The organism is Hyphomonas sp. L-53-1-40 (assembly GCF_000682775.1).
In the GTDB taxonomy this organism is placed as follows: domain Bacteria; phylum Pseudomonadota; class Alphaproteobacteria; order Caulobacterales; family Hyphomonadaceae; genus Hyphomonas.
Genome location: NZ_AWFI01000015.1, coordinates 89,532 through 114,305, shown reverse-complemented (window position 1 = coordinate 114,305; position 24,774 = coordinate 89,532). Strand labels below are relative to the sequence as shown.

22 protein-coding genes are annotated in these 24,774 nt (G+C 54.9%); 11 read left to right on the top strand and 11 right to left on the bottom strand.

Features of this window, described 5'->3' with window-relative positions; genetic code table 11:
• Genes flgG through L53_RS09650 form a run of 5 tightly spaced genes read right to left on the bottom strand, consistent with a single transcriptional unit; the run spans position 1 to position 5,098 of the window.
• Entirely contained in the window at positions 1-786 is a 786-nt protein-coding gene (gene flgG, locus L53_RS09670) for a flagellar basal-body rod protein FlgG (RefSeq protein ID WP_034814657.1), read from the bottom strand.
• Positions 787-814: 28 nt separating this feature from the next.
• Positions 815-1,528 carry a flagellar hook-basal body complex protein gene (locus tag L53_RS09665; protein ID WP_034814655.1) on the bottom strand — a complete coding sequence of 238 codons (714 nt, stop codon included), beginning with the start codon at positions 1,526-1,528 and terminating at the stop codon, positions 815-817.
• The gene (locus L53_RS09660; protein ID WP_034814653.1) at positions 1,528-3,273 is read right to left on the bottom strand and encodes a hypothetical protein; all 1,746 of its coding nucleotides are present in this window, start codon (positions 3,271-3,273) and stop codon (positions 1,528-1,530) included. Before L53_RS09660 ends, L53_RS09665 begins: the two co-directional genes overlap by 1 nt.
• Positions 3,273-4,139 carry a flagellar motor stator protein MotA gene (motA, locus tag L53_RS09655; protein WP_034814651.1) on the bottom strand — a complete coding sequence of 289 codons (867 nt, stop codon included), beginning with the start codon at positions 4,137-4,139 and terminating at the stop codon, positions 3,273-3,275. The genes L53_RS09660 and motA overlap by 1 nt, the downstream gene beginning before the upstream one ends.
• Before the next feature lie 41 nt (positions 4,140-4,180).
• The gene (locus tag L53_RS09650) at positions 4,181-5,098 is read right to left on the bottom strand and encodes a FliM/FliN family flagellar motor switch protein (RefSeq protein ID WP_198019783.1); all 918 of its coding nucleotides are present in this window, start codon (positions 5,096-5,098) and stop codon (positions 4,181-4,183) included.
• A 168-nt stretch (positions 5,099-5,266) separates the two neighbouring features.
• Between L53_RS09650 and L53_RS09645 the strand changes: the two genes are divergently transcribed.
• Genes L53_RS09645 through L53_RS09625 form a run of 5 tightly spaced genes read left to right on the top strand, consistent with a single transcriptional unit; the run spans position 5,267 to position 11,051 of the window.
• Positions 5,267-6,121, top strand: coding sequence for a flagellar motor protein MotB (locus L53_RS09645; protein WP_034814648.1), 855 nt, complete (start codon positions 5,267-5,269; stop codon positions 6,119-6,121).
• 45 nt (positions 6,122-6,166) lie between these two features.
• Positions 6,167-7,477, top strand: a complete 1,311-nt coding sequence (locus L53_RS09640; RefSeq protein ID WP_034814647.1) for a flagellar hook protein FlgE — start codon at positions 6,167-6,169, stop codon at positions 7,475-7,477.
• 28 nt (positions 7,478-7,505) lie between these two features.
• A complete protein-coding gene (gene flgK / locus L53_RS09635) occupies positions 7,506-8,954 on the top strand; it encodes a flagellar hook-associated protein FlgK (RefSeq protein ID WP_034814646.1) in 1,449 nt (482 codons plus the stop codon).
• A gap of 1 nt (position 8,955) precedes the next feature.
• A complete protein-coding gene (locus L53_RS09630) occupies positions 8,956-9,936 on the top strand; it encodes a flagellin (protein ID WP_034814645.1) in 981 nt (326 codons plus the stop codon).
• Between the two features lie 2 nt (positions 9,937-9,938).
• Positions 9,939-11,051 (top strand): flagellar basal body P-ring protein FlgI, encoded by a 1,113-nt coding sequence (locus tag L53_RS09625; protein WP_034814643.1) that lies wholly within the window; start codon positions 9,939-9,941, stop codon positions 11,049-11,051.
• 46 nt (positions 11,052-11,097) lie between these two features.
• Here L53_RS09625 and L53_RS09620 read toward each other — a convergent pair whose 3' ends face one another.
• The 5 genes from L53_RS09620 to fliF are packed head-to-tail and all read right to left on the bottom strand — an operon-like array spanning position 11,098 to position 15,381.
• A complete protein-coding gene (locus L53_RS09620) occupies positions 11,098-12,219 on the bottom strand; it encodes a FliG C-terminal domain-containing protein (RefSeq protein ID WP_034814641.1) in 1,122 nt (373 codons plus the stop codon).
• Positions 12,216-12,998 (bottom strand): flagellar type III secretion system pore protein FliP, encoded by a 783-nt coding sequence (gene fliP, locus L53_RS09615; RefSeq protein WP_051607782.1) that lies wholly within the window; start codon positions 12,996-12,998, stop codon positions 12,216-12,218. Before fliP ends, L53_RS09620 begins: the two co-directional genes overlap by 4 nt.
• Positions 12,982-13,305 (bottom strand): FliM/FliN family flagellar motor switch protein, encoded by a 324-nt coding sequence (locus L53_RS09610; protein WP_051607781.1) that lies wholly within the window; start codon positions 13,303-13,305, stop codon positions 12,982-12,984. Before L53_RS09610 ends, fliP begins: the two co-directional genes overlap by 17 nt.
• On the bottom strand, positions 13,305-13,814 hold the full coding sequence (locus L53_RS09605; protein WP_233347723.1) for a hypothetical protein: 510 nt from the start codon (positions 13,812-13,814) through the stop codon (positions 13,305-13,307). Before L53_RS09605 ends, L53_RS09610 begins: the two co-directional genes overlap by 1 nt.
• A 46-nt stretch (positions 13,815-13,860) precedes the next feature.
• A complete protein-coding gene (gene fliF, locus L53_RS09600; protein ID WP_034814637.1) occupies positions 13,861-15,381 on the bottom strand; it encodes a flagellar basal-body MS-ring/collar protein FliF in 1,521 nt (506 codons plus the stop codon).
• 127 nt (positions 15,382-15,508) lie between these two features.
• On the opposite strand from fliF, the gene fliL reads away from it, so the two are divergent.
• From fliL to L53_RS16400, 3 genes are read left to right on the top strand one after another with little or no spacing between them, the layout of a single operon-like run.
• Positions 15,509-16,009, top strand: a complete 501-nt coding sequence (fliL, locus tag L53_RS09595) for a flagellar basal body-associated protein FliL (RefSeq protein ID WP_156947881.1) — start codon at positions 15,509-15,511, stop codon at positions 16,007-16,009.
• A 4-nt stretch (positions 16,010-16,013) separates the two neighbouring features.
• Positions 16,014-16,529 (top strand): hypothetical protein, encoded by a 516-nt coding sequence (locus L53_RS09590; protein ID WP_034814634.1) that lies wholly within the window; start codon positions 16,014-16,016, stop codon positions 16,527-16,529.
• On the top strand, positions 16,513-17,118 hold the full coding sequence (locus L53_RS16400) for a MotE family protein (RefSeq protein WP_051607780.1): 606 nt from the start codon (positions 16,513-16,515) through the stop codon (positions 17,116-17,118). Before L53_RS09590 ends, L53_RS16400 begins: the two co-directional genes overlap by 17 nt.
• A 25-nt stretch (positions 17,119-17,143) precedes the next feature.
• Here the strand turns inward: L53_RS16400 and L53_RS16395 are convergent, their stop codons facing one another.
• Positions 17,144-17,914 carry a response regulator gene (locus L53_RS16395; protein ID WP_051607779.1) on the bottom strand — a complete coding sequence of 257 codons (771 nt, stop codon included), beginning with the start codon at positions 17,912-17,914 and terminating at the stop codon, positions 17,144-17,146.
• A gap of 170 nt (positions 17,915-18,084) precedes the next feature.
• On the opposite strand from L53_RS16395, the gene L53_RS17575 reads away from it, so the two are divergent.
• The 3 genes from L53_RS17575 (at position 18,085) to L53_RS09570 (ending at position 24,551) form a co-directional block, all read left to right on the top strand.
• Complete coding sequence (locus tag L53_RS17575) at positions 18,085-18,210, top strand: hypothetical protein (RefSeq protein WP_255342014.1); 126 nt, start codon at positions 18,085-18,087, stop codon at positions 18,208-18,210.
• Positions 18,211-18,358: 148 nt separating this feature from the next.
• Positions 18,359-21,553, top strand: a complete 3,195-nt coding sequence (locus tag L53_RS16390) for a PAS domain S-box protein (RefSeq protein WP_084333306.1) — start codon at positions 18,359-18,361, stop codon at positions 21,551-21,553.
• A gap of 220 nt (positions 21,554-21,773) precedes the next feature.
• Positions 21,774-24,551: a TonB-dependent receptor gene (locus tag L53_RS09570; RefSeq protein WP_051607777.1), complete on the top strand. Its 2,778-nt coding sequence runs from the start codon at positions 21,774-21,776 to the stop codon at positions 24,549-24,551.
• The last annotated feature ends 223 nt before the right edge of the window (positions 24,552-24,774 follow it).

Below are 24,774 nucleotides of genomic sequence, written 5' to 3'. Positions count from 1 at the left end.
TTACCTCACTCGTGTTGTGGCAGCCAACATCTCGTCAGCTGCGGTAATAACCTTTGAGTTGAGCTCATAGCCTCGCTGGGCTTCGATCAGTTCCGAAATTTCCTGAACCACGTCGACGCTGGATTCCTCGAGGAAGCCCTGGCGAAGAAGCCCCATCCCCTCAGTCCCCGGCACGAGTTGGTTAGCCGGACCGGAGGCTTCGGTTTCTCGGAACATGTTGTCGCCCATGGCCTCGAGGCCTTTTTCGTTGATGAAGCGGACAAGCGAGATGTTCCCAATGGCCTGACCGTCAGATCCATCGTCGAAATAGGCTACAACCTCGCCATCTCGGCTGATGGCAACGCTTCGCGCATTCTCCGGAATGACCAAGCCATCTGCCAGCGGGAATCCATCCATTGTGACGATCTCACCCTCGGCGCTTCGGTTCAGCTTGCCATCCCGCGTATAGGCAGACTCGCCAGACGGCAGCGTGATCTCAAGAAAGCCCGTTCCGTCAATCGCAAGGTCAAGCTCCGCGCCCGTTTGGCGGAGGCTTCCCTGAGTGATTTCCATGGACACCGATGAAGGCTTTACGCCGGTACCCAGCTGGATACCCGCCGGAACGACGGTACCAACCTGCGACGTGATCGTGCCTGGCGTAAGATGTTGCTGGTACATGAGGTCCGAGAACTCGGCGGTGCGCGGGCGATAGGCCGCCGTGCTCATATTGGCGATATTGTTCGAAATGACTTCGACGCGCATCTGTTGAGCGGCCATTCCTGTCGCGGCGATCTGCAATGACTTCATTTCATTCCCCTACGGTTCTAAGCCAGCTTCACAGCTGGCGTATCGTCTTGATCAATTGATTGATCCGATCGTCTTCTTTCTCGATCAGTGTCTGACCAGCCTCATAAGCGCGCTGCACCTCAATCAAGCGAGATACTTCGAGGATTGAGGATACATTGGATTGTTCCAGCGTGCCCTGCATCACTGAGGGCTCTTCGATTGGCTGATGACCATTCGGAGCTGCAAACATGGTGCCGCCCTCTTGATTGAGTTCGCCATCGGGCATGACGACCGCAACCTGCCCCAATATTTCTTCGCCAGACGAAAGGGTACCATCGGGAGCAATTGAAACTTTGGTAACTTCCTGCGGGATCGCGATCGCTCCGCCGCCGGCCCCTTGGACCTGGTGGCCAAAGGCGTCAACAAGGTTGCCCTCTGCTGACAGTTGGAAAGCCCCAGAGCGGGTGAGACGTTCGCCGGCCGGCGTATCAAGGACAAAGAATCCGTCTCCATGAATGGCGAGATCGAATTGACCGCCCGTATGCTTCATTCCGCCTTGGGAAAGGTCGAAATTATGCCCGGCAAGGCTGCCCATGGACAGGCTCTCAGACTGGTCGCCTACGGCAGCAATGTGCTCGGCAAAAATGGCATGGTTGGACTTGAACCCAGTTGTGCTGGAGTTCGCCATATTATTGGCAATTACCTGCATCTCTCGAAGCAGACCATCTTGTCGGGTCAGAGCCGCATAGATCGCATTAGACATCAGGGCATCTCCTGAAAATTCGAATTTAGCGCCGCGCTGATTTGACCGAGATGTTCCGGAATCTCACTCAACTTGATACGCTGGAGCCTCGGTTCGGCCTTGCCAAACTTCAAAGCGAGAACGGCATCAATACGCGGCCGATAGTCTTCCTGAGTAATCCGCTCTGCAGCTGAATAGACTGCCGCCGGTAGGATCCAATTGCCGGAAGCGGCATCTGTTTCAATGAGGTCGACCACGGTTGGCGTGTCCAATACGACTCTTGAGGCAACTTTGGCGAGCCAGGTCCGGTCGTTGGTCAGCACAGCAGACATGGCAGAGAGACGCATAACATCGGGATTGTCAGACTGGGTCTGTGTGAGATCCCGCAAACTCGCGAAGTCCTGCATCCGAAAGGCCAACGCTGCTCGCTCTGACGTAAGGCCTTCGCTGTCCGGCATGTCTTCCGCCAAGGCCGTCATCACACTCAAGAGGCCGACGTTGCCTGCAAAGCGGGCGGCCGACTCGACGATCCGGTCGTGATCAGAATTGTCAGAAAGCAAGTCTTTATTCTCACCCACGGCGCTCATCGCCGCGAGGCCGGCGAGACGATCTTCGCCTTCAAAATCCTTCTGGAGACGGGCGGCCAGCTGATCCCCCAACAGTTTCCTCGTTTTGGGGTCCTGCATGGCAGGAAGCTCAGCGAGTTCGGAGATCATTTCGTAGTCGGAAATTTCCCCAGGACCTTTCAGCATTGTCTCCAAACTTGCACGAACGTCTGATCCACGCGGCAATTGCTGGACATTCTTCAGCAGGTCACCAACAAGCTCATCCTGCAAACTAGCCTCAACCTGCAAACCATGCCGCATGAGGACGGCTGCTGTCTCGGAGCGCAACTCTGGAACGTTGAGGAATTCTCGAAGCTGGCGCTCACGCTCTATCCCTCCCTGGTTCATGTCAATCATAGCGCGGGTAAACGCCAGGCGCTGTGACCGTCTGATTTCTTCTGCCGAAAAATCCGCCATCAGTTTCTCTGAAAGGAGCGTCTTTCCCATGCGGTCAAGAGAAGGGATTGCCAATGAGGCCGCGCGCACCTTGAGCCGATACGGCAATCGTCGATAGCTCATCAGGTTGCGATCCAGAAGATCCACACCTTTCTCGTCGAGCAGCGACAAGCGCGCAAGCGACAACCAGATGTCACCATACATATTGCAGGCTGCGACCTGCTCGAACAGCTCGATGTCAGGCACCGAGCCGTCTTCAAGCAGCCGAGACAGATTGCGAATATAGCGGCTATCAGCGTCTTCCATACCAGACACCTGAAGGCGTCCCTCAGCATAGAGACCTATCGATATGTACGCCATGGCCACGTCTGCGGGTGTCAGGCTAATGCCCGTGGCTACCTGCTGAGCACGCCAATTCAGGAAATGTTCGTAGGTCGAGAACTCCTCAAACGCCTGAAGGTCTAGGACGGCATCGCTGATGCAGGCTGAGTCGACCTCTACGGGCGCCGTAGCGTCGGTCGGCGACAACCGACCGCGAAACAATTGCGTAGGTTTTGAGGGTGCGGACTCGGGGACTGGTGCCTGATCTGCCGGCGTCAGCAACCCCTCCCCTATTGCCTCATCAACGAACTCTCGAAAATGTACGGAAAGCTCATCTGCTTCGGTCATGCGCCCAGCGTCTTCCGCGTTAGCTGGCGCTTCTGCGAACGCCGAAAGGCCCGCCATGAAGGCGAGCCCGGCAAGCATGGGGAGGCGACTCGTCATCACGCGGCCTGTTTCAACCCCCGAATCGCTTCTTCCACTTCATTGAAAGATGGGCGTACCCGCGTTGGTGCGTGGCGGCGGGCCACTTCGACACAGATATTGACCGGGTTCTTGTGAAGGTTCGACACAAGAACCTCGCCAATCATCGAATAGAAATTATGCTCTTCCAGCCGAATATGTTTCACACGTGTCGCGAACGGTCCGACGATGCCATAGGCGAGAAACACGCCCAAAAAGGTCCCGACAAGCGCGCCGCCAATCATGCCGCCCAGAACTTCCGGTGGCTTGTCGATGGATGCCATCGTCTTGATGACGCCGAGAACTGCCGCAACAATCCCAAGAGCAGGCAAGGCATCAGCCATGTTCTGCAGCGCGTGCGATCCATGCAATTTCTCTTCGATCAGGCTATCCAGCTGCTTCTCCAGAAGCTCTTCGACCTGATGCACATTGTCGAAGTTCATAATCATGGAGCGGATCGTGTCGCAGATCATTTCGATCGCGCGCTTGTCCTTCAGGATCTTGGGATATTTGGCAAAAATATCGGAGTCCTGAGGAGCTTCGATATGGGTCTCAATATCCACGGGATTCTTCTTCAAGACATTCAGAAGTTCGTGCATTAGGCAAAGTAAGTCCTGATAGTCCGCCTTCTTCCATTTGGGGCCCGCAAATGCGGCGACCATGTCCCCACCGGCATGCTTGATCGTGGTCATGTCATTGCCGGCAAGAAAGGCACCTGTGGCCGCTCCGCCGATCATCATCATCTCGAACGGAAGCGAATGCATGATGATATCCAGATGTCCACCAGCGAGCATGTACCCGCCGAAGACCATCACTACCGTGACAACCAGACCTGCTATTGCGTTCACCTACATACTCCTTCGATTCCTCCGCTGACACGGGGACTAATTCAAATTTCCGCAATTTCTCTGATGACATCTTCCGGAACCGGCGAACGCAACTTCAGCGCCCTGAAACCTTTCCAGGCACCTAATTCGCCCTGACTGATCGGCAAAGAGCCGCTGACCGTGTCCGCGCTCAGAACCAGTTTGTCCATTTTGGCATTTGGTAGCGTGATCACCTGCCCCACTTCCAATTGTGAGCATTCGCCAATCGTCATCGACATGGATTCCAGCACCGCGTCGAGCACAACCGTCGTGCTTCGCACCCGCTCCCGCAGGACATCCCGACCACTCTCATCAGGAGCGGCTTTTGGCTCAACGCGCTCCTGAAGTGTGCGGACAAGCTTTTTTACGTCGTCCATCTTCAAGACCAGTTGAATCTCTGGCGCATCGTCACCGCCTTCCATCAACCAGCTGTCTTCACCACCACCACCGCCCAGCGTATAGACGACGCTCAAGTAGGTGGTATCTTGGTTGAATGTGTCACTAGAGGCGGAGAAATCGGCGAGATGGGGTGAACCAACATTCGCTTGCTTCGTCGCCGAAGCGACGACTTGCGACCACAATCCGCGCGCAGCATGTTCGGACATAAGTCGCAGAAACAGGTCCGGCGCGCTTTTCAGAGTATTTGCATCCTGTCGCAACCGCCTTGCCGCATATTTGCGGGCACCCATGGAATTAATTGCGACAGCCACGACCGGGCCAACAGCCTCTGAAACAGAGACAAACGCATACGAACCCTCGAACGATCTGGCAGGTTCGCTCCCCGTTAGGACTTTTTGACTAGAAATGGCAGGGATAATGGTTAAGCCATAAACGTCCTGAGCCCAGTGACCGATAGCAGAAGATAGCGTCGCCCAGAGCGCGTCGCACATCCGGACGGCCGGAGGTAAGCCTCCCGCAGCCTCTATCTTTTTCTGCAGCACAGAAGACACAAGACACCCGCAAATGTGAATACCAGTTCCTCTGGTAGGAATTCAGTAATTTGGTTGCTGAATAGTTACCAAGACCGCATCAAACGACCGTCCGAGATTATCCGTAATTTGATTTCGCCCTGTTATTACGGACATTCTTGAACACAGGGCGGACACCAAATGGTCGATCCTAAGTCGACAAACACGCAACCTATCATCATCAAGCGCAAGAAGGTGGTCAAAGCTGACGGTCACCATGGCGGCGCCTGGAAGGTTGCCTATGCTGACTTCGTCACCGCGATGATGGCGTTCTTTCTGCTAATGTGGCTGCTGAACGCAACCACGGAAGATCAGCGGAAAGGTATTGCCGACTATTTCAACCCAACCATCCCGATCAGCCGGATCTCAGGCGGCGGCTCTGATGGGTTGAACGGCTCTTCCATGTTCACCGAAGACACTTACGCCAAGATGGGCACAGGCGGCACGCGCCAACAAACGGTCGACTCACCAAAAAGAGAAGCCCAGTCCGGTGCCAGCAAGGAAGAGGTCGCAGAAAATCTCCATAACCTTAGACAAGAACTAGGCGAGAAGTCTAAACAGCTATCTGAGCATTTGATGATCAAGATGTCTCCGGAGGGCATGGTGCTCGAAGTAATCGACTCGGATAGCTCGCCCCTGTTCGCCGTTGGCAACAGCAACCCCACCCCCCTCCTGAAGGAATTGCTGGCGTCGATTTCCGGTTCGCTTGACGCGTTTCGTAATGACATCAAGATTGTTGGCCATACCGACAGCTTGCAATACCGTCTGGATGCGAACTACGACAATTGGAACCTGTCCACCGACAGGGCCAACGTCATCCGCAAGCTTCTGCTCGAAAAGGGCATGATGCCATCACGGTTACGCGAGGTCTCCGGCCGGGCCGATACTGATCCACTCGCTCCGGAAAATCCTTCGGCGTCCCAAAACCGAAGGATATCGATCATCATCCTGACGGACGGCCAGTCCAAAGATGAATCAAGGTTATCTGCTTATTAACAAATCCGCTCCAGTGATAGAGTACATCTGTCGTAGGAGTCGACCATGAGCATTTCTTCATCCCTGAATGCGGGCGTGATGGGGCTGAACTCAAATTCAAGCCGTCTTTCCGCCATTTCTGACAATATCGCGAACTCATCAACTTACGGCTACAAGCGAAGCCAAGTTGATTTTTCAAGCATGGTTCTGCAACAGCAGTCCTCTGCTTACGCCGCAGGCGGCGTCCGGGTTACGGCCTTCAAGGACATTGCCGCAACGGGATCGCTCATCTCTACGGGCAACGCAACCGACCTTGCGGTCTCGGGCCGCGGCTTAGTTCCGGTTACGGACAATACAGGCGTGAATTCGCTCTCGTCGGAGCGCAGCCTGATGATGCTTCCAACGGGCTCATTCTACGCAGATGAAAGCGGAAACCTCCGGACGCAGAGCGGGCTCTTCCTGCTTGGTTGGCCTGCGAACTCCGACGGTGAAATCGGCAATGTCAGCCGCAACAGCGGTACCGACCTTGAGCCTGTCAACATTGCGGCATCCCAGTATACTGCCTCCCCAACATCGCGCATCGAACTCGGCATCAACCTTCCGGCCGATGCTACTACAGCTGGTGGAACGGGTGAGAGCTACACTCTGCCGATAGAGTACTTCGACAATCTGGGCCGGGCCCAAACATTGTCTTTGGAATTCAGCCCGAACGTTCCCGCATCAGGCTCAAGCAATGCCTGGTCGGTGGAGATATTCGATAGCGCAGGCGACCCGGCCGTTTCGATTGGCGATCTGGCCGTCAACTTCTCCGACAGCGCTGTAAATGGCGGCCGTATCGACACCGGTGGTGTCACCGCGTCCAACGGTGCGACCTATGATGATACGACCGGCACCGTAACGCTGAATCTGCCCCACGGTGATGTCGAGGTATTCATCGGCCGACCGAATGACAGCGCTGGTATTACTCAGCTCTCCGCCAATTTCTCACCAACTTCGGTTAGTAAGGACGGAGCGCCTATTGGTGACCTCCAGTCCGTGGAGATTGACGAGAACGGCTATCTGCAAGCCATCTATAATACCGGCTTCCGCCGGACCCTCTACCAGATTCCGGTTGGTGATGTTCCGAATATGAACGGACTGAAGGCATTGGACGGTCAGGCCTTTCGTGTTTCTGCGGAAAGCGGAAATTTGTACCTCTGGGACGCTGGCACCGGGCCGGTTGGCAGCATTGAGGGCTACGCCCTGATGGAATCCACAACCGATATCGCTGCGGAGCTTACAGACCTGATTGAAACACAGCGCGCCTACTCTTCCAGCGCGAAGATCGTGCAGACGGTCGACGAGATGCTGCAAGAGACAACCAATCTGAAGCGCTGATCCGCAACTCTGACAGGCGAGCTCTGCTTTGAGTATTTCCCACGCCATCAACGCAGCACAATCCGGCCTGAAGGTATCTGGCCTTCGGGCCGATATTGTCGCCACGAACGTCGCAAACGCATCAACGCCGGGCTATGTCCGGCGTTCTGTGCTGGTGGGCGAGACATTGCTTGGCGGCCGGACCAGCGGCGTCGCAGCTTCGGGTATTTCGCGCTCTGCCGATTCTGCGCTGTCTGCAGAGCGCCGAAGCCTTTCCAGCGATGTTGCGCAGTCCAGCTTGATGGCTAGTACATGGCAGGTGCTCTCATCCCGGATAGGGGATGACGCTGAAGGCACCGGGCTTTTCAGCAAGTTTTCCAAGTTTGAGGCGGCGCTGTCTGCCTCTGTCACCTCTCCCGAATCCAGCACCCAACTGGCGGCTTTGCTGGACTCGGCCAACGCTGTTGTGACGGAGTTGAACGATCTTTCGCAATTGGTCAGCCAGCAACGCTCGGAAGCTGATCGCGAGATCGCCGACGGCGTGAACGTCGTAAATGCCGCGCTGAAGCAGGTCGAAGAACTCAACGGTTTGCTGGCGGGCATGGACCGCTCGACATCCCAGGCCGCCGCACTGATGGATGATCGCGACAGAACACTTGATACAATCGCAGAATATCTGCCGATCGAAGCGATTCCGCGCGACGGTGGAGTTGTCGATGTCATAACCGTCGAAGGTGTCTACCTCGTTGCGGGAACTGCCAAGCAATTGGAATTCTCGCCCGCCAATTCATTTGGCGCGGATATGACACTGGACAATGGCGCACTTTCGGGCCTCTCGGTGAATGGGCAGGAACTGACGCCCGGTGCGTCCAGCTACGCCGCTATATCAAGTGGTATGTTCGGCGCGCTTTTCACCTTGCGCGACACAGACCTTCCAAATTTTGGAGCCCAACTCGATACGATCGCCAACGATCTCGTGACCCGCCTGTCCGATGACTCGATTGATCCGACAAAAGTACCCGGCGATTTCGGCCTGTTTGTCGACACAGGCACGCCGGGCGATCCGGGTCTCGCTGGACGCATTGACCTGAACGCCCAAATTGACCCAACCCAAGGCGGTAGCCTTTGGCGGTTGAGGGATGGCATCGGCGCCGCAGTTGAAGGTCCGCCCGGAGACAACTCCATTCTTTCGGCTATGTCCAACGCCTTCACCAAGATACAGTCGATGAATTCGAACGGTATTCAGGGCGGCTTCTCCGCAACCGAATTGGTTGCACACGTCGCATCACTCACCGGGCAAACCCGCATCTCTCACGAATCAGTGCTTTCATCGGCATCCACGCAGCACGACCTGCTGATTGAGGCCGAATTGTCTGAGACCGGTGTCGATATCGATAGTCAGATGCAGGACCTACTTGCAATCGAACAGGCCTATGCAGCAAACGCCCGAGTCATCGAGATTGCAAATCAGATGATGCAGAAGCTGATGGAGATCTGATATGGACCGCTTCTCTATTTCCTCCGGCCTGATGACTGCCAGCCTTGGTCAGCACATTTCTGAACTGCGGACCCAGATCGGCAAAACATCAACGGAAGCCACCACGGGTCGATATGAGGACCTTACGCTTCATCTATCTGGCAGGATCGGTAAGGCCATGCTTGGTCAGAAGGCGCTGGCGGACATCTCCACCGATCGCGAAGTCCTGAACCTGCGCGCGACCCGACTGTCGTTGATCCAAACAAGCCTGGGCACAGTTCAAGAGAGTTCAAGTGGCATCGCCGCAAACATGCTGAGCGCTATCGGCGGCGAGCATGATACAGAAGTGGGTATTGCAGCGCGGGACGCGAAGGCCGCCTTGTCTGCGTCGCTCTCGTCTCTGAATGCGCGATATGGAGACCGCTTCCTCTTCGCAGGGGACGCGACATCCACCCTTCCCTTTTCCGATCAGTCCGCACTTTTGGCTGACATCGAACTGATTGCAGATAGCGCAACCGACAGTGCCGACTTTACGACTCAGCTGGATGACTATTTCACCTCGCCGACAGGCGGCTGGTTGCAGAATATATACCAGGGCAGCACGATCGCGTCCGACCCGGAGAGCGTTACAGCAGACAATGACGCAATCAAGTCGCTCATCAGAGATTTAGCGGTATTGGCAATTTCTGGTCCGGATGGTCCACTCGCCTCTTTAGACGGTTACAAAACGCTTGTTCAGGAAACATCTCTGAGCCTGTCGTCGAGCGAAACGCAAATTACCAATCTACGGGCAGATCTCGGCGTATACGAAGAGCGGAATGCGATCGAGCAACAAACGCTCGACACGGAAGAAACACTACTGACCGCGTCGTTCAACGATTTGACTGCGCGAGACCAGTATGAAGCTGCGACGGAGCTGCAATCGCTGCAGACGACATTGGAAGCTTCCTACCTGATTACTGCCCGCTTGTCCCAACTGTCACTCCTGAATTATCTGGGCTAAAAATGATGCTTCGGAAAACACTCCTCATCGCTGCGCTCTGCTTTGGTCTCTTCGGGGGGGCCGCCCCTGCCGATGCGCAAACCCGGCTCCGGGATATCGTCGATGTTGAAGGCGTGCGGCAGAACGATCTTATCGGTTATGGTATCGTGGTCGGCCTCAATGGCACGGGCGATTCAGTCCGCAACTCACCGTTTACAGAAGACTCGCTGACATACATGCTTGAGCGTCTTGGCGTGAATGTCCAAGGTGAGGATATCAAGCCCAATAATGCCGCAGCTGTTCTTGTGACAGCCACTCTGCCCTCCTTCGCACGTAACGGATCGACCATAGACATATCGGTCGCCTCGATCGGAGACGCCAAGAGCCTCGAGGGCGGCACCCTGATCCTCACGCCCCTGAAGGGCGCAGACAATGAAGTTTATGCGGTCGCCCAAGGCAGCATCATCGTCTCCGGTATTGACGTTCAAGCCGCCGCGGCGCGCGAAACGCGTGGTACGCCGACAGCAGGTGCGATCCCGAATGGAGCTCGCATCGAGCGGGAAATCGGCTTCGACTTCAACGACCGCGAGAGCCTGACACTCGCCCTGCGCGATCCAGATTTCACGACAGCCGCCCGCATCGAAGACGTCATCAACTCGGCCTATGGTGCCCAGATCGCCTATACTCGTGATCCTGGCACGATTGATCTGGACCTTCGCGGGATCAATGGGACGCCCTCACGTATCCTCGCAGATATCGAAAACTTGCCTGTCAGCGTATCTGTGCCAGCGCGTATTGTGATTGATGAGAAATCTGGCACGATCGTACTCGGCGAGGATGTCACCATTTCCAAAGTTGCGATTGCTCAGGGCAACATCTCTATCAAGGTGGTGGAAAGCCCCGTCGTATCCCAACCGAACCCGTTTGCACGTGGCGAGTCCATCGCCCTGCCTCGCTCACGCATCACAATTGGTCAGACCGGCAGTAAGAATATTGCGATGCTACATCCCAATGTGTCGCTCTCAGAGCTGATATCTGGGCTGAATGCGCTAGGGGTTACACCTCAGGAAACAGCCGATATCATTCGCACAATGAAAGCAGCAGGCGCGCTCCACGCAGACCTGATCATACGTTGACCAAGTAGGTAAGATAAATTGTACAGGAGCTGACCCGTGTCAGGCCCTACTCGGCCTCGTCGTCTTCTTCAGGCTTGCCAACCTTGATCGCCCCTTCCCGCTTGAGCGTCATCAGGGACATCAGGAACTGACGTTGGAGCTTCTCGCCTTTCTCCGCAGATATTTTTCCTACGTCTTCGAGCTGTAGACGATACTGGTCCGCCAAGCGCGACGAGATGTTGCCGAGCAAATAATCCGAAACTTCCGATCCGCCTTCGCGAAGACTCGCAAGGAGTTGGACCATTGTCTCTTCGCCAAGTTCCCGGAATACAATTGCAACAGCTTCTCGTGGCAAAATTTCTGGCAGGCTGCTGATGGTAAACATAACCCGCTCGATGCTTTTCATCTTGCCTTCATGCTCGCTGCTGAGGAAGGCCATGATCCGGTCACGCTTGTCGCTCGGGACAAGGCTGAGCATTTCACCAATGGATTCCAAGTGGGCCGTATCTTCGGTTGCGCCCGGACCAGCTTCTGTATTGTTCAGCAATTCAATCTCGACCATGTGGGCAAGCACGGAATAAATTTCGGGATCTGGCGCTTCATCTTCAACGAGATGACCAACCACCGGATCCAGTTGCTCCTCACCCAGAAAGCCGATAATTTCCGACGCCGCAGCGACATCCAATCGGCGCAGGATTAGCGCGATGATATTGGGGGTCAGTGTCAGAAAATAAGTTGCAACCTGCTGCGCATCATAATTTTCAAGCCGCTCCCAGGTGTCGCCAACCTCTTCCACCACGACTTCCTGTTGAGGCTCGCCGGTCCCGTATATCTGATCATAGCGTTTCTGATCGAGGATGTTCGCGATGACTTCACGCGCCTTGTCCTGTCCTCCGGAGAACGAACCGCTTGCGGCGCGCAATTCTTTCAGGAAGTCTACAGCAATCTCGACAAGCTGTTCACGAGGAAGCTTGGAAACAGTTTCCAACGCAGCAGCGACCTGAGCCATGGTCTGGTCATCAAGACGTTCAACGATGGGGCGCGCTTCAGCTTCGCCAAGCATGGCAATGACGACCGCTGCCTTCTGTGCACGCGTCAGACCCGCAATGCGTGAGGAGCCGGTCTGTGGCCCAGTTCTGGATACGGCTTGCCTTTGTGTCGGCTGTTTCAACTCTACGACCGAACTCATCCGGCATATCCTCGCAAAAGTGCTTCCGTTATCTTCAACCAGCCATCGGCCAGAACTATGAATCCAACCTTAAAAGGAAGCGAAACTACGGTCGGCGGCACCATCATCATGCCGACGGCCATCAGAACCGATGAGACGACCAGATCAATAACAAGGAATGGCAGGAAAATTACGAAGCCAATCTGGAATGCATGCTTGATTTCGGATAACATGAAGGCCGTTGAAAGCAGAGCAAATGTAGGCTCCTCCCCTTCCACCACAGGGCGGTTCACCGCATCGGCGAGAACAGGGATAGTTTCTGGATCGACACGGGCCGTCATGAATTCCCGGAAAGGCGTTGTCGCGGCCGTCCAAGCCTGCCCCTCGTCTATCGTTCCCTCCATGTAAGGAGAAATGCCTGAAGACCAAGCTTCCATGAAGGTGGGCTCCATCACGAAGAAGGTGAGGAACATGGCAAGCGCCATAATGAGCATGTTTGGAGGCGCCTGCTGTACGCCGATGGCCTGACGCAGAAATGAGAAGACAATGATCATGAATGGCAGACAGGTCGCCATCATGGCGATGCCTGGCGCAAGACTGAGCACCGTCACCAGAACCAGCAGAAGTACGACGGAGCCACTCAGGCCCCCCTCACCGCCATTCCCAAGGAATCCATCCGGAATGGCTATCTGAGCGGGATCAACGGATTGCGCGTACGCTGCGCCAGAAAGCGCATACAGAAGAACTAGTATGAACAAGCCGCCAGCAAAACGCGGCAGGTGTTCAAGTCCCCGTAGCATCGGGATCCTCCGCGATCTCCGTAATTTTTACGCCTAAACCGCCCTCCTCCGTTTCGATCAACTCGCCTCGCGCGATGAGCCGGTTGTCGACCGAAAGAGATACAGGATCTTCTATACGTGCCGCGAGCGCGATCACCGAATCCGGTTTCAAATCCAGTATTTCAGAAACGGTCAGACGCTTTTGGCCGATGGAGACGATCACATTGACCGGGACGTTATAGATGGATCGGTAGACTTTGCCGCCAGGCAAAATCTCATCCTGCTCAATGATGTTTTCGTCCGAAGGCGTCATTTCGGGAATAGCCATCACAATGTTTCCTTCTGATGCGTTTGCATAGACTGCAGTCGGCCAAGGCAGGCCTCCAGCAACCCGTCGAATTCCAACGACAGTCCGCCCGTTACCCAAGACACTTCCACATCCTTGCGCTCGGATGCGGGTGTCGGAGAAACAACGCACCGGTTCGCAAGTTTATTTGAGCGTTGAACAACATTCTGGATGTCGTTTGCGAGAAGCTCAGGAGCTGTGATTTCCACCCGATTTGCTGATTCCGGTAACAGGCTTGGCAACTGTCGACCAATCTCCTCTGCCAAGAACAGTTTTGAGAGTTCCGGGAACAACTTTTCCGCTATCGCCGTAACCCAGTTCGTCGTTTGAACAAGTAGAAGATCATTCGTGCGTTCAATCTCTTCCGACAATCGCGTCAAAAGGATTTCCACATTTGGATCGAGTGTCGGCACAATTTCGGCGGGCACCTCGGGCTCATGAACATCTACAGCGGTTGCAGTGTCCGCCATTGCACTGACGCTGCCAGCCATGTCGTCGGTAGTCTGGTCAAATCTCGGCAGGTTGGCGAAGGGCGACTCACTCATTGACCAACGCCTTCCGGTCTTCGTTCAGCCATTCCTGAAGCAGGCTCGCCGTTTCATCCTGGCGCTCCCGAGTATAGTCTTTCAGATAGTCCAACGGGTCGACTGGGTCGTTGGTCAGCGCAGGAGTCGTGCCGGCGATTGCACCTGCCTCAGTGCCCAGATCAGATTTCGGTCCCTGAGCCAGCAAGGGTCGGACGACGCCGAAGCCGAGAACAATCACCACCAAACCCAGCAGAATAGCTTGCAAGGCAGACCAGAAATAGCGTTCCGTGAGCGTCTCAACGAGGCCGGGAGCGGGTGTGAGCTCCTCGACCTCCAGTTCCTGGAACGGCATCAAGTCTACGGTCAGGGAGTCACCCCGGTCGGCGTTAAGACCGGCCCCAGACAGGATCAATTGTTCAAAATCGGCCACCAGGCTGCGCATCAACGGAGCAGAGTCTTCGGCGTCGGCATCAAAACCGAGGACTTGCTCGTTTAGCAGGACAGCAACAGATATGCGTTCGATTTCACCCGGTAGTGTTTCGGTTTCACGGCGTGTCTCGTTGATGTCGTAGACAACACTCTCGGTCGAGTTTTTCACTGTGCTGTTGCCACCGCCCTGGCTTCCAGCCCCTTGCGGGAGGTTGCTGGAAACGGTGACACCTCCGCCCCCACCACCGCTGGCTTCGCTGGTGTCATTGCTGGTGCGATTGCGAATAACGCGTGAATTCGGATCGAACACCACTTCGGACACGCGCTGGCGTTGGCGATTGACATCGACCGTCACGGACACTCTCGCATTACCCGGGCCGACACGGGCCTCCAGTAAGCGCAGGATCTTTTGTTCCAGAGTGCTCGACTGACCCTCGGCGACGATTCCCGGTTCTTCCATGCGGTCGATATTGGGCCCCGCCAGCATACCTCGCTTCGGATCGATCACGGCCACATCGGCCGGATCGAGTCCGGACACGGCGAGGGCGACGAGGTACTGGATAGCCTCAGCCTGGCTCGCACTGATCCGGTTGCTGGAAACCAAGGTCACGGATGCAGTTTGTGATGGGCCGGATCGGGAAAAACCCGATCGAAGGCTGGCGCCGATATGCACTCGCGCGGATGATACACCCGGAATGGCCAGCACGGTGCGGGTCAGTTCGCCTTCCTTCGCTCGCCAGTAAGTCGCATTGTACATTTCCGACGTGATCGAGAAGCCATTCACATCATCAAGCAGCTCATAACCGCTGACAGACTGCTGCGGCAGCCCGTCCTTGGCCAGCGCAAAACGAACCGAGTCGCGATCGGAGTTCGGAACAAAGATCGCCTCGCCGCGGATCTCATATTCGACGCCGCGCTTTTCGAGCTCAGCGATCACTTCACCGGTGTGCATCGGGTCCAGTCCGGCATACAGCAGGCCCATGGGCTGCTTGACCGCACCTTGAACGAGTAACGACATGGCGAAGACCACACCGGCAACTGCACCCACAAGTGCGAGTTTCTGCGCCGTTGATAGCGCCTTCAGTGTGTCTAAAAGTTTCATAGGCCAGAAAACCCCGATCCCAACGCCATCATTCCATTGGTTAATATTTTCCGCGAAATCATTAACGCTTCCTTTACCCAGAAATTAATAAGCCTTTGTCAGCAGCAATTTTTTATTGGGTAACGTTTTGGCCTCTGACGCGAACACAGAACTTCCTGAAGAAAAGTCTTCCGGTGGTGGGTTGATCCCGCTTGTGGTGTTGGCTGTCGTCAGCATGGCTGGCGCATTTGGGATCGTCTATTTCCTGTCGCCCAGTGCCCCTGCGGCAGCACTTGCATGTGCGCCAGGCGAAGGTGGCAAGCCGGCTCATACGCCGCTCGCGCTGGAAGATCACGTCTATGTAGAGTTGCAAGAAATCCTTGTTACGATAGGTAATGAGCCGGCCACTCGCTATGTTAAGATCAAGACTTCTGTCATCTCAGACAACAGTCATGTCAGCGCGGTAAAGAAAGCCGAACCCATGCTGGTCGATGCTTTCGTTGGCTACCTCCGTGCACTTCAGCTCTCTGATTTCGAGTCAGCTGACTTCTACCCGAAGATGAGGGAGCAACTCGCGATGCGATCCGAAATCGTGCTCGGTGCGGATGCTTCGCACGGCGTGCTCGTAACCGAATTCCTGCTACGGTAAGATTATGCCTCTAGATCCCTCCGACATAGCGCTCTTTCTCGTTTCGTTTGCGGCTTGCCTCTACTGTGCCCTGCTCAGCCGCAGGCTCAAGGCCCTGCAAAATACCAAGGATGGCTTGGGCGCATCCATTCGCGCCATGTCCGAATCAGTCGCCGCAGTTTCATCAGCGCGACACGAAGCGAAGGCTCAATCTGGAGAAATAGCAGTTCGACTTACCGCAATCCTCACTGAGGCGCATGACGCTGGCAAGAAGCTGACGGAGTTGAAAGATGCACTCGAAATGAAGGATCGGGAGATCTCCCGCAAGATTCAGGCAGCTGATGCCGAGATTCGCACAACAATGCGCGACGCACTTGCTCAGTCATCAGATCGGGTCGCGGAGATCACGCGGCTGACCAAGCGCCTTGAAGCCGTCTCCAACCAGGCAGCCTCCAGTCTGGACAGTTCCGACTATCTTTTCGAAGACGATGATACGACCAAGACCAAAAGGGTATATGAGAGCTATGGGCATAAAGAGTAGCGGACGCACTCATGTTCTTCTGACGATCGGCGCCTTGTTCACGATCGCAGGCGGGACCCGGTGGTTGCCCCAGGCGTTTGCAACGACAGGTGCGGAATCACTCAGCAGCCGTCCATCTGACGTGCTGCCCAAGAGTTATGTCGACGATTCCGATACTGTGCGGAAGGTTTGCCTTACAGGCGACCTCGTCGAAGCCATGGAGCAAGACCAGAAGACTATCGAGCAACGCATTTCGGACCTGCGAGCGGAAGAAATCCAGTTTCAGAACCGGAAGATGGAACTGGACCAGCAGGCCGAAGACCTCAAATCAATCCAGATCCAGCTGGACGATAGATGGCAACGCATGGCAGAGGCGGCCAATGAGGACATCCAGCACCTTGCCCAGATGTACGGCGCAATGAAACCAGATCAGGCCGCAGGGATCTTCAACCAAATGGACGCCGGCTTCGCAGCGGGCTTCTTGCGGCTCATCCCGAGCGACCAAGCCGGCCTGATCCTTGCCAATATGGAAAACGAAAAGGCATATGTTGTCAGCGTCAAAATCGCGTCGACCAACAGTGACCTACGCGACGACGCGGTCCTGCCTTAGGCGAACCCCTTCGAACTCAGCCACATTAGGCAAAAATGGATGCGTTCAAGTGCACGGCGTTGTTCACAGCTTCCCGTACGCGCCAGATATCGAACGGCTTTGGTACCACCCCATCCCGATTCTCACACCCGTCTTCCTCCAACCGCTCGGGGTGCGCCGTAATGAAAATAGTCGGCACCCTATAGCCGAGAGTTTCGCGAATTTTGTGAACGACTGTCCAGCCACAGACGTCGTTGCCCAAATCTATATCCGAGAGGATTAATCCAATGTCCCGCTTTTCTGCAAAGGTCATGGCTTCGTCGCGCGTATAAGCAATTCCAGCGACCCAATGACCAGTTTGCTCCACCAGCACGGAAAGCAATTCCGCCATATAGGGCTCATCTTCAATGATCAGCACGCCGGTACGCGAGGCAGCTGCAACAACTGGCTCAACACGAGCAATAATGTAGGTGACCTCATCAACATGTAAACCGGTGATCCGCGCCAAATCTTCTGTCCCAAATCCGCCGATTATGGACAGTAACAGCACTCGCCGGTCCACGATCTCCAATCCATGTAGAATGGGATGAACACGGTCATTCACCGAATGGGCTTGGGCGATCTGATGCAGCCTGTGGTCAACTTGACGAAACAGGCATGCCCGATCCACGCCCGTTGAGCCTGCGGCCCGGACTGATCCGATCAAGTCTCCCAATACATCGCAGACTACCTGGTCGCCAGCATCAATCGATCCCAGCAACAACTGCGCATAGGATCTCAAGGATTTGAGTTCTGAAGAAACGATATCCGCAAACATCTTTGCCCCTCGGTCCCTTGCCTCAATCAAGAGAGTAATTCAGCCGTTTACTCAAAGCATTGTACCACAGAATTTCTCCCACTGCGGGAAAACAGATGATCTAAACTCAATTGAAACAAGTTTCCATCCAAATCAGCAGCTAATCGATTTACCGAGTGAGGGGACACACGATGGTGATACAGGCACCAAAATGTCAGATCAGTTATGGCGATCGCCCACCCCGCGATCTTTCTGAAGCGATCGGTACTGCTGAAAACAAAGGCAATCTCTGGGCATTTGAGCAGGCGCTGCTGTGAGCGCCATATTGCGTTAGTCACATTCTCACTGAGAATGTCTCTAAATGAGGCAGCTTCCGCATGATTTCGCCTGCGGCAGAGCACGGGCAATTAAGCAATCCGTCTGCATGCAGATTGCAAGACGGCAACACAAAAACGGATCTGATCCATGCCAAGCGCAGCTCCTAACACCCCAACGGCCACTAGGAAACCTAGTCGCGCCACCAGCCGCATCGGTGTGCTGGCTGGAAGCCTAGGTGTCGGAATCGTCATTTTCGTCGTTGCGGTCGCGATGATCGAGTTGACGCGTGGCGCTGGGCGTGTGGCTGCCGTCTGGCCCGCGAACGCGATCCTGATTGTATTGCTTCTGAAGAACCCGCGCAGGAACTGGGTTGCTCTTCTCACGGCAATGATGGTCGCGCTGGTGCTGGCAAACATCTATTCAGGAGACCCGATTCTTCGAGCGTTCGTCTTGGCTCTCGCGAATGTAGCAGAAGTCTGCTGCGTCGCCTTTATTTTCATATACCAGCGCAAGATACGCTTCATTAGCCTCGCGGGAATTTCCACCTTAATCGTCGGTGGATTCGCCGGCAGCCTTTTGTCATCCCTTATAGCAGCAATAGGATTGTACACGACTGGAGAGAACCTCGTAGTCTCTGAAGCCCTTGTCTGGTTTTCAGCGGACTTTCTCGGCATAGTTCTGTTTACTCCAATAATCTGGTCTTTGGCGGACCGCTCAAGAAAGTTCGTCAGCACATCGCCTGACCTCCAGTATATTCTCAAGCTTGGACTCTTGTGTGCGACGACTTTCTTCGTTTTCGCCCAGAGCGACTATCCATTCCTCTTCCTCGTACCTCCCGCGATCGTATTCCTCGCTTTTGGAGGAGGTGTAAAAGCAGCCGCCATCGGACTACTCATGATCACGGCAATCTCTTTGCCGTTCACCTTGGCCGGTACCGGCCCAATGCATCTGATGTCAGCCGAAATCACATCCAAGATTTTGGCGCTTCAACTATTCCTCGCGACGAACTCCATTCTAGGACTCGCCGTTGGAGCAGCCTCTTCGGATCGCCGTCGACTGATCAATCATATCAGGCGGTCTCGAGAGCGCTTGTCGCGCAAGTCACGCGAACAACAGGAAATGCTGACAAAGGCGCATCTGGCCGAACGCATGGCGGGCGTCGGGCACTGGACTCTGAACCCGTCCACCCAGGAAGTGGACTGGTCGCCGGAAGTTTATGCAATTCACGGCGTTACAAAAGAAGAATTCAACCCGATGTATGGCGACGCGGTCATGTTCTACGCTGAGGAAGACCGCGATCGTGTGCGCGCTTTGGTTCAGCGAGCTGTCAACAAGGCGGAAGGCTGGGAATTTCAAGCTACTATTGTTCGAAAGTCGGATGGCAAAAGGCGACGCGTGCGCTCTATCGGCGATTTTCTCTTGGACGAGACGGGCAAGGTCGAGCGAGTATTCGGCGTGTTCAAGGATGTCACCGATGAACAGGTAGTGCTTGAAGCACTCGCAAATAGTGAATCCAAGTACCGGACCCTCGCGGAAAACTCTACAGACATTATCGTAAAGTTCGGCTTGGACGGGGTCATCACCTACGCGTCTCCAGCATGCGAGATTCTGGGCATCTCGCCAGAAGACGCCATCGGCCTGTCGACCTTGGATTTTACGATCCCGGAGGACCGACCACATGCCGCAGAGCTCACACAAGCGCTATTTCAGAACAATGCCGTTGATACGTCTGTACAGAGAGAATTTCGTGCCAAGGACAAGCACGGGAACATCATTTGGCTCGAAGGCAATCCGAAACTGATTCAGGGCGAAGATGGTCGTCCACGGGAAGTAATATCGACTTTCCGGGATATTACGGATCGAAAGGAAAGGGAACAAGCATTGGCCGAGGCGCGCGCTGAGGCCGAATCCGCTGGCAAGGCGAAGACAGAGTTCCTCTCGAATATGAGCCACGAAATTCGTACGCCCCTGAATGGCATCCTCGGATTCACGCAACTGTTGGAGCAGACGGATCTGGATGATGAGCAAAAGCTGCTTGCTACCCGCGCGATGAAGGCCGGACGCCTGTTGAGAGATATTGTCAACGATATTCTGGATTACTCCAAAATAGAGGCAGAAAGCATCCAGTTAGAAGAGAGGGCTGTCGACATTGCTCAACTTGTTCAGGACACGATTGATCTGGTGCACGCGGGCAGAGACTCGCAATCCGTACCGCTGACATCTACCGTGGAGAGCAAAGGTGCGCTCATTGATGAGGTGCGGCTGAAACAGATACTCACAAATCTAATCGGCAATGCCGCAAAATTCACGACCGAAGGAACGGTCCAAGTCAGCGCCTCCCTAGAGGGAGACTTGCTGAAATTTGAAGTGGCCGACACGGGCCCTGGCATTCCCCATGACAAACTGGAAAGCGTCTTCGAGGGGTTCAAGCAGGCCGACAATAGCGTAACGCGAAAGTTTGGCGGAACGGGCTTGGGGCTCTCCATAAGTCGATCTCTTGCCCGGCTTATGGGGGGAGAACTGCACCTGGAAAGCGAGCTTGGACAGGGTACGGTTGCGAAACTGGTATTGCCGTTCAAGCCTGCGGAAGTACCGATGTCCGACTTCCGCTCAACTGCCAAGACTCCCCAACTCGCTAAGCTCAAGATCATGGCCGTGGACGATGTCGCCATGAATTTGGAACTGATTGAATTGGGGCTCGGAAAGTTCGGTCATTCGGTTCGGGGCTTTCTGTCTGCGCATGATGCGCTGACCTCCCTTAGCAAAGGCGACACGTATGATGTCATCCTGATGGATGTCCAGATGCCGGAATTCGATGGCATTGCCGCAACACGCGCAATTCGGGCGCTGTCCGCGCCAGCCAGTCAAGTTCCGATTGTGGCACTGACCGCAAACGTCCTACCCGAGCAGATCGCTGAATGCATGAAAGCTGGCATGACGGATCACGCTCCCAAGCCGATTGATATCGTTCAACTGAATGCACTCGTTTCATCTCTCACAAGCCAGTCGGCTGGTCCGGCCGCTTCTACCAGCGAGCAACTACCCACCAAGGACCCGATAGAAGAACTGAAGCTCAAATATCGGGACTACCTCAGCACGGTACCTGCAGAGTTTGCGGCCATTTTAAATAAAGAAGACCGCAAAGTGGTGCTGGAAGAGATTCGTCAATTGTCTCACTCTATTGCCGGCAGCGCTGGAAGCTTTGGTTACACGGAAATCTCCACCGCCGCATTTTCTCTGGAAACAGTCGCGCGGGATATGAGTAAAAGCGGTAAGTTCTCGGAAGAATTGGTTGAAAGCCTAAGCGAATTTATTCGGGTCACAGAGCAACTTGTCGCCTGACGTGGGCCCCACTGCACGCGCCGATTGCCCTTCATACATTGAGCGCGATACCCGTGAAATAGGGATCCGCCGGCACCCTGATGCACCGAATTACCCCAAGAAAGCTTAACCCCGGATCACGAATCGAAACGAGACAGACTTGAACAGTGGGGTGAAATAGGATAACCATTCCTGACACCGGTGTCATTCGGTGATAAAATATATCGGGAGGAAAATTAGAATGCGGGTATCCACCAGAGTCAGAATCCTTGCGGGCGCGTCCCTGGCCAGCCTAATGCTGTCAGGTTCCATAGCGTATGCGCAGGAAACCATAGATGAACCATCGGCAGATGAGACAGACCAAGTACTCGACAGTGTCGTGGTAACCGGTTTCCGTGATTCACTTGCTGAAGCGCTTGATCTCAAGAAACAATCGACCGGAGTGGTCGACGCGATCGTCGCTGAAGACATTGCCGCTTTTCCGGACCTGAACCTCGCTGAATCGCTTCAGCGCATTCCCGGCATCGCGATTGATCGTCAGGCTGGCGAAGGTCGACGCATCACGGTGCGAGGCCTCTCGGGCGACTTCACGCGTGTGCGCATCAACGGTATGGACGCCTTGTCCACCGGTGGTGGATCAGACGCCTCTGGTGGTACAAACCGCAGCCGCTCGTTCGACTTCAATACATTTGCGTCCGAGCTGTTCAGCCAATTGGTGGTTCGAAAATCACAGTCCTCTTCCATTGAGGAAGGATCGCTTGGTGCAGTTGTCGAGCTTCAGACGGCGCGTCCTCTGGACTATGATGATGGGTGGACCTTCTCGGCATCCGCGCAGGCCCTCTACAATGATCTCGTAGAAGAAACATCGCCTCGCCTTGCCGGCCTTGCTTCCTACAAGAACGACACTGGCACATTTGGCGCGCTGGTTTCTGCAGCATTTCAAGACCGCACAATCCGTGAAGAAGGCTTTTCTTCTGTCCGGTTTGATGATCAGGGCACATTCCGCTCTGTGAACGGCGCAGGCTGTATTGGCGCGGACCCGATGCCAGCTGCCTGTGAGGAAGTCCGCAACTCCTATTATGCGCGCATCCCGCGCTATGGTCGCCTCACTTATGATCAGGAACGCACCGGCCTAACCGGCGCACTACAATTCCGTCCAACTGACCGGACCACTATTACGGTGGAAGGACTCTACTCTGAGCTGGATGCACAGCGCGACGAAGAGTTCCTGCAGGTCTTTGTACGATCGAATACCGACAATATTGCGGTAACGGACTACAACGTGAATAGCGATGGCGTTCTGGACTATCTGCAAGGCGATGTCCTCGCCGATACGAGCAATGGCATCATCCCGATGCGTAGCGAACATCGCCGGGACTACTACACGACCGAGTTCACGCAGCTGACACTCGAAGTCGAACACGATTTCTCCGACACGCTGCGGGGTTCTTTCTTTGCAGGTCAGTCCTCATCCAGCTTCGATAACCCGGTTCAGGCGACAGTTTTCTTTGACGCCGCCAACCCGGTCGAAGGTTATAGCTATGATTTTCGGAACGATTTGAATCTCCCGGCCATCAGCTATGGCAACACGGATGTAACGGATCCGTCCCAATTCCTGTTCACGCAGTTCCGGAATCGCCCTCAGGGGTCTGACAATGATTTCGAGACCGTTCGGGCCGATCTGTATTATGACTTCTCCCCAACCATGACCTTGTCGGGTGGACTGAGCTTCAAGAAATATGACTTCTCGACACGCGAAATCCGTATCGACGGCAATGTCGCAGATCTCGACGGCTTCACCGAGTCGCCAGTCGTCAGCGGCGACTTGGTTGGACTGGTAAGCGGTTATGGAAACGGACTGGACTACGGCTCCAACGATACGTCGTGGGTTAGCGCAAATTGGGATGCTGCCATCGACTTGAGCGGCATCCTGGATATCACAGGGGACATCGGTTCACGACCTCAAGACAACCGTTCGGTCGAAGAGGAAGATTTGGGCGGCTACGTCCAGCTCGACTTCGAAACTAACCTGTCAGGCATGAATCTCCGTGGAGATATCGGTGCGCGGTATGTTGAAACGACCACCACTGCTTCGGGTTATGTGCCTGGCAGTGGCGGACTTGCGCTCCGCACGGTGGAAAACTCCTATACAGATTTCCTCCCGGCGCTGAACCTTGTTCTGGAGGCCTCCGACCAAATTCAGTTCCGCGCTGGCGTCGCCAAAGTCATGGCCCGACCATCGCTCGGAAATCTGACACCGGGCGGTAGCCTCGATACGTTCAGCGGCGAGCCCTATACATTCAGCATCGGAAATCCTGAGCTCGATCCCTACCGGGCCACAGCTTTTGACCTGAGCGCCGAATGGTATTTTGCAGAGGAGAGCCTTCTGGCTGTGTCGTTCTTCTACAAGGACGTGGAATCCTTCTTCCTGACCCCTGCCAGCAACGAAGTGGCTTTCAGTTCACTCGGTCTGCCGGCCAGCGTAGCCTCTTCGACCAGCCCACTGGGAGAAGATCTGGCGAACGGGCTTGATCCGATCGTCGCGGTCAGCCAGGTGGCAAATGGTGGAGAAGCCTCGATCCAGGGTCTGGAACTTGTATACCAGCAACCCTTCTTCTTCCTGCCAGGACTTCTACAGAATGCGGGATTTGTAGGGAACCTAACCTATGTCGATTCCGACGAAATCAGAAACTTCTCGGAAATCTCGCACAACATGACTCTGTACTACGAGACAGACCGGTTCTCGGCACGCGTATCCGGTGCGTACCGGGATGAATACCAAACCCGAGCTCCAAATAGTTCGGGACGCACCGAAGGTCGCGAGGAGCGGGGTGTCGCATCGACCTACAACGTGGATCTGTCGATGTCATACGCGCTGACAGATCAGCTCGACCTGACCTTTGAGGGCATCAATCTGACAGATGAGTTCGAGCACCAAACCTTTGACCAACTCAATCTTCCAACCCTCTACCATCATACCGGTCGGAACTTCCTACTCGGTGCACGGTATACATTCTGAGACGACTCATGGTTTTGGATCGGCGGTAAAAACTACATCACCGGTCCAACACTACTGAAACAATCATGAAATTGCGTTCCTCCCAAGACGCATGTTCAGAGCGGCCCTTGCGAAATTCTCGCAAGGGCTGTTTTTCATGGCAAAGCACTTCAACGGTGTTATGACCTGACGCTAAAATTCGCCTCTGCAAGGCAAAACGATTGTCACCACGGCTTGCTGCACA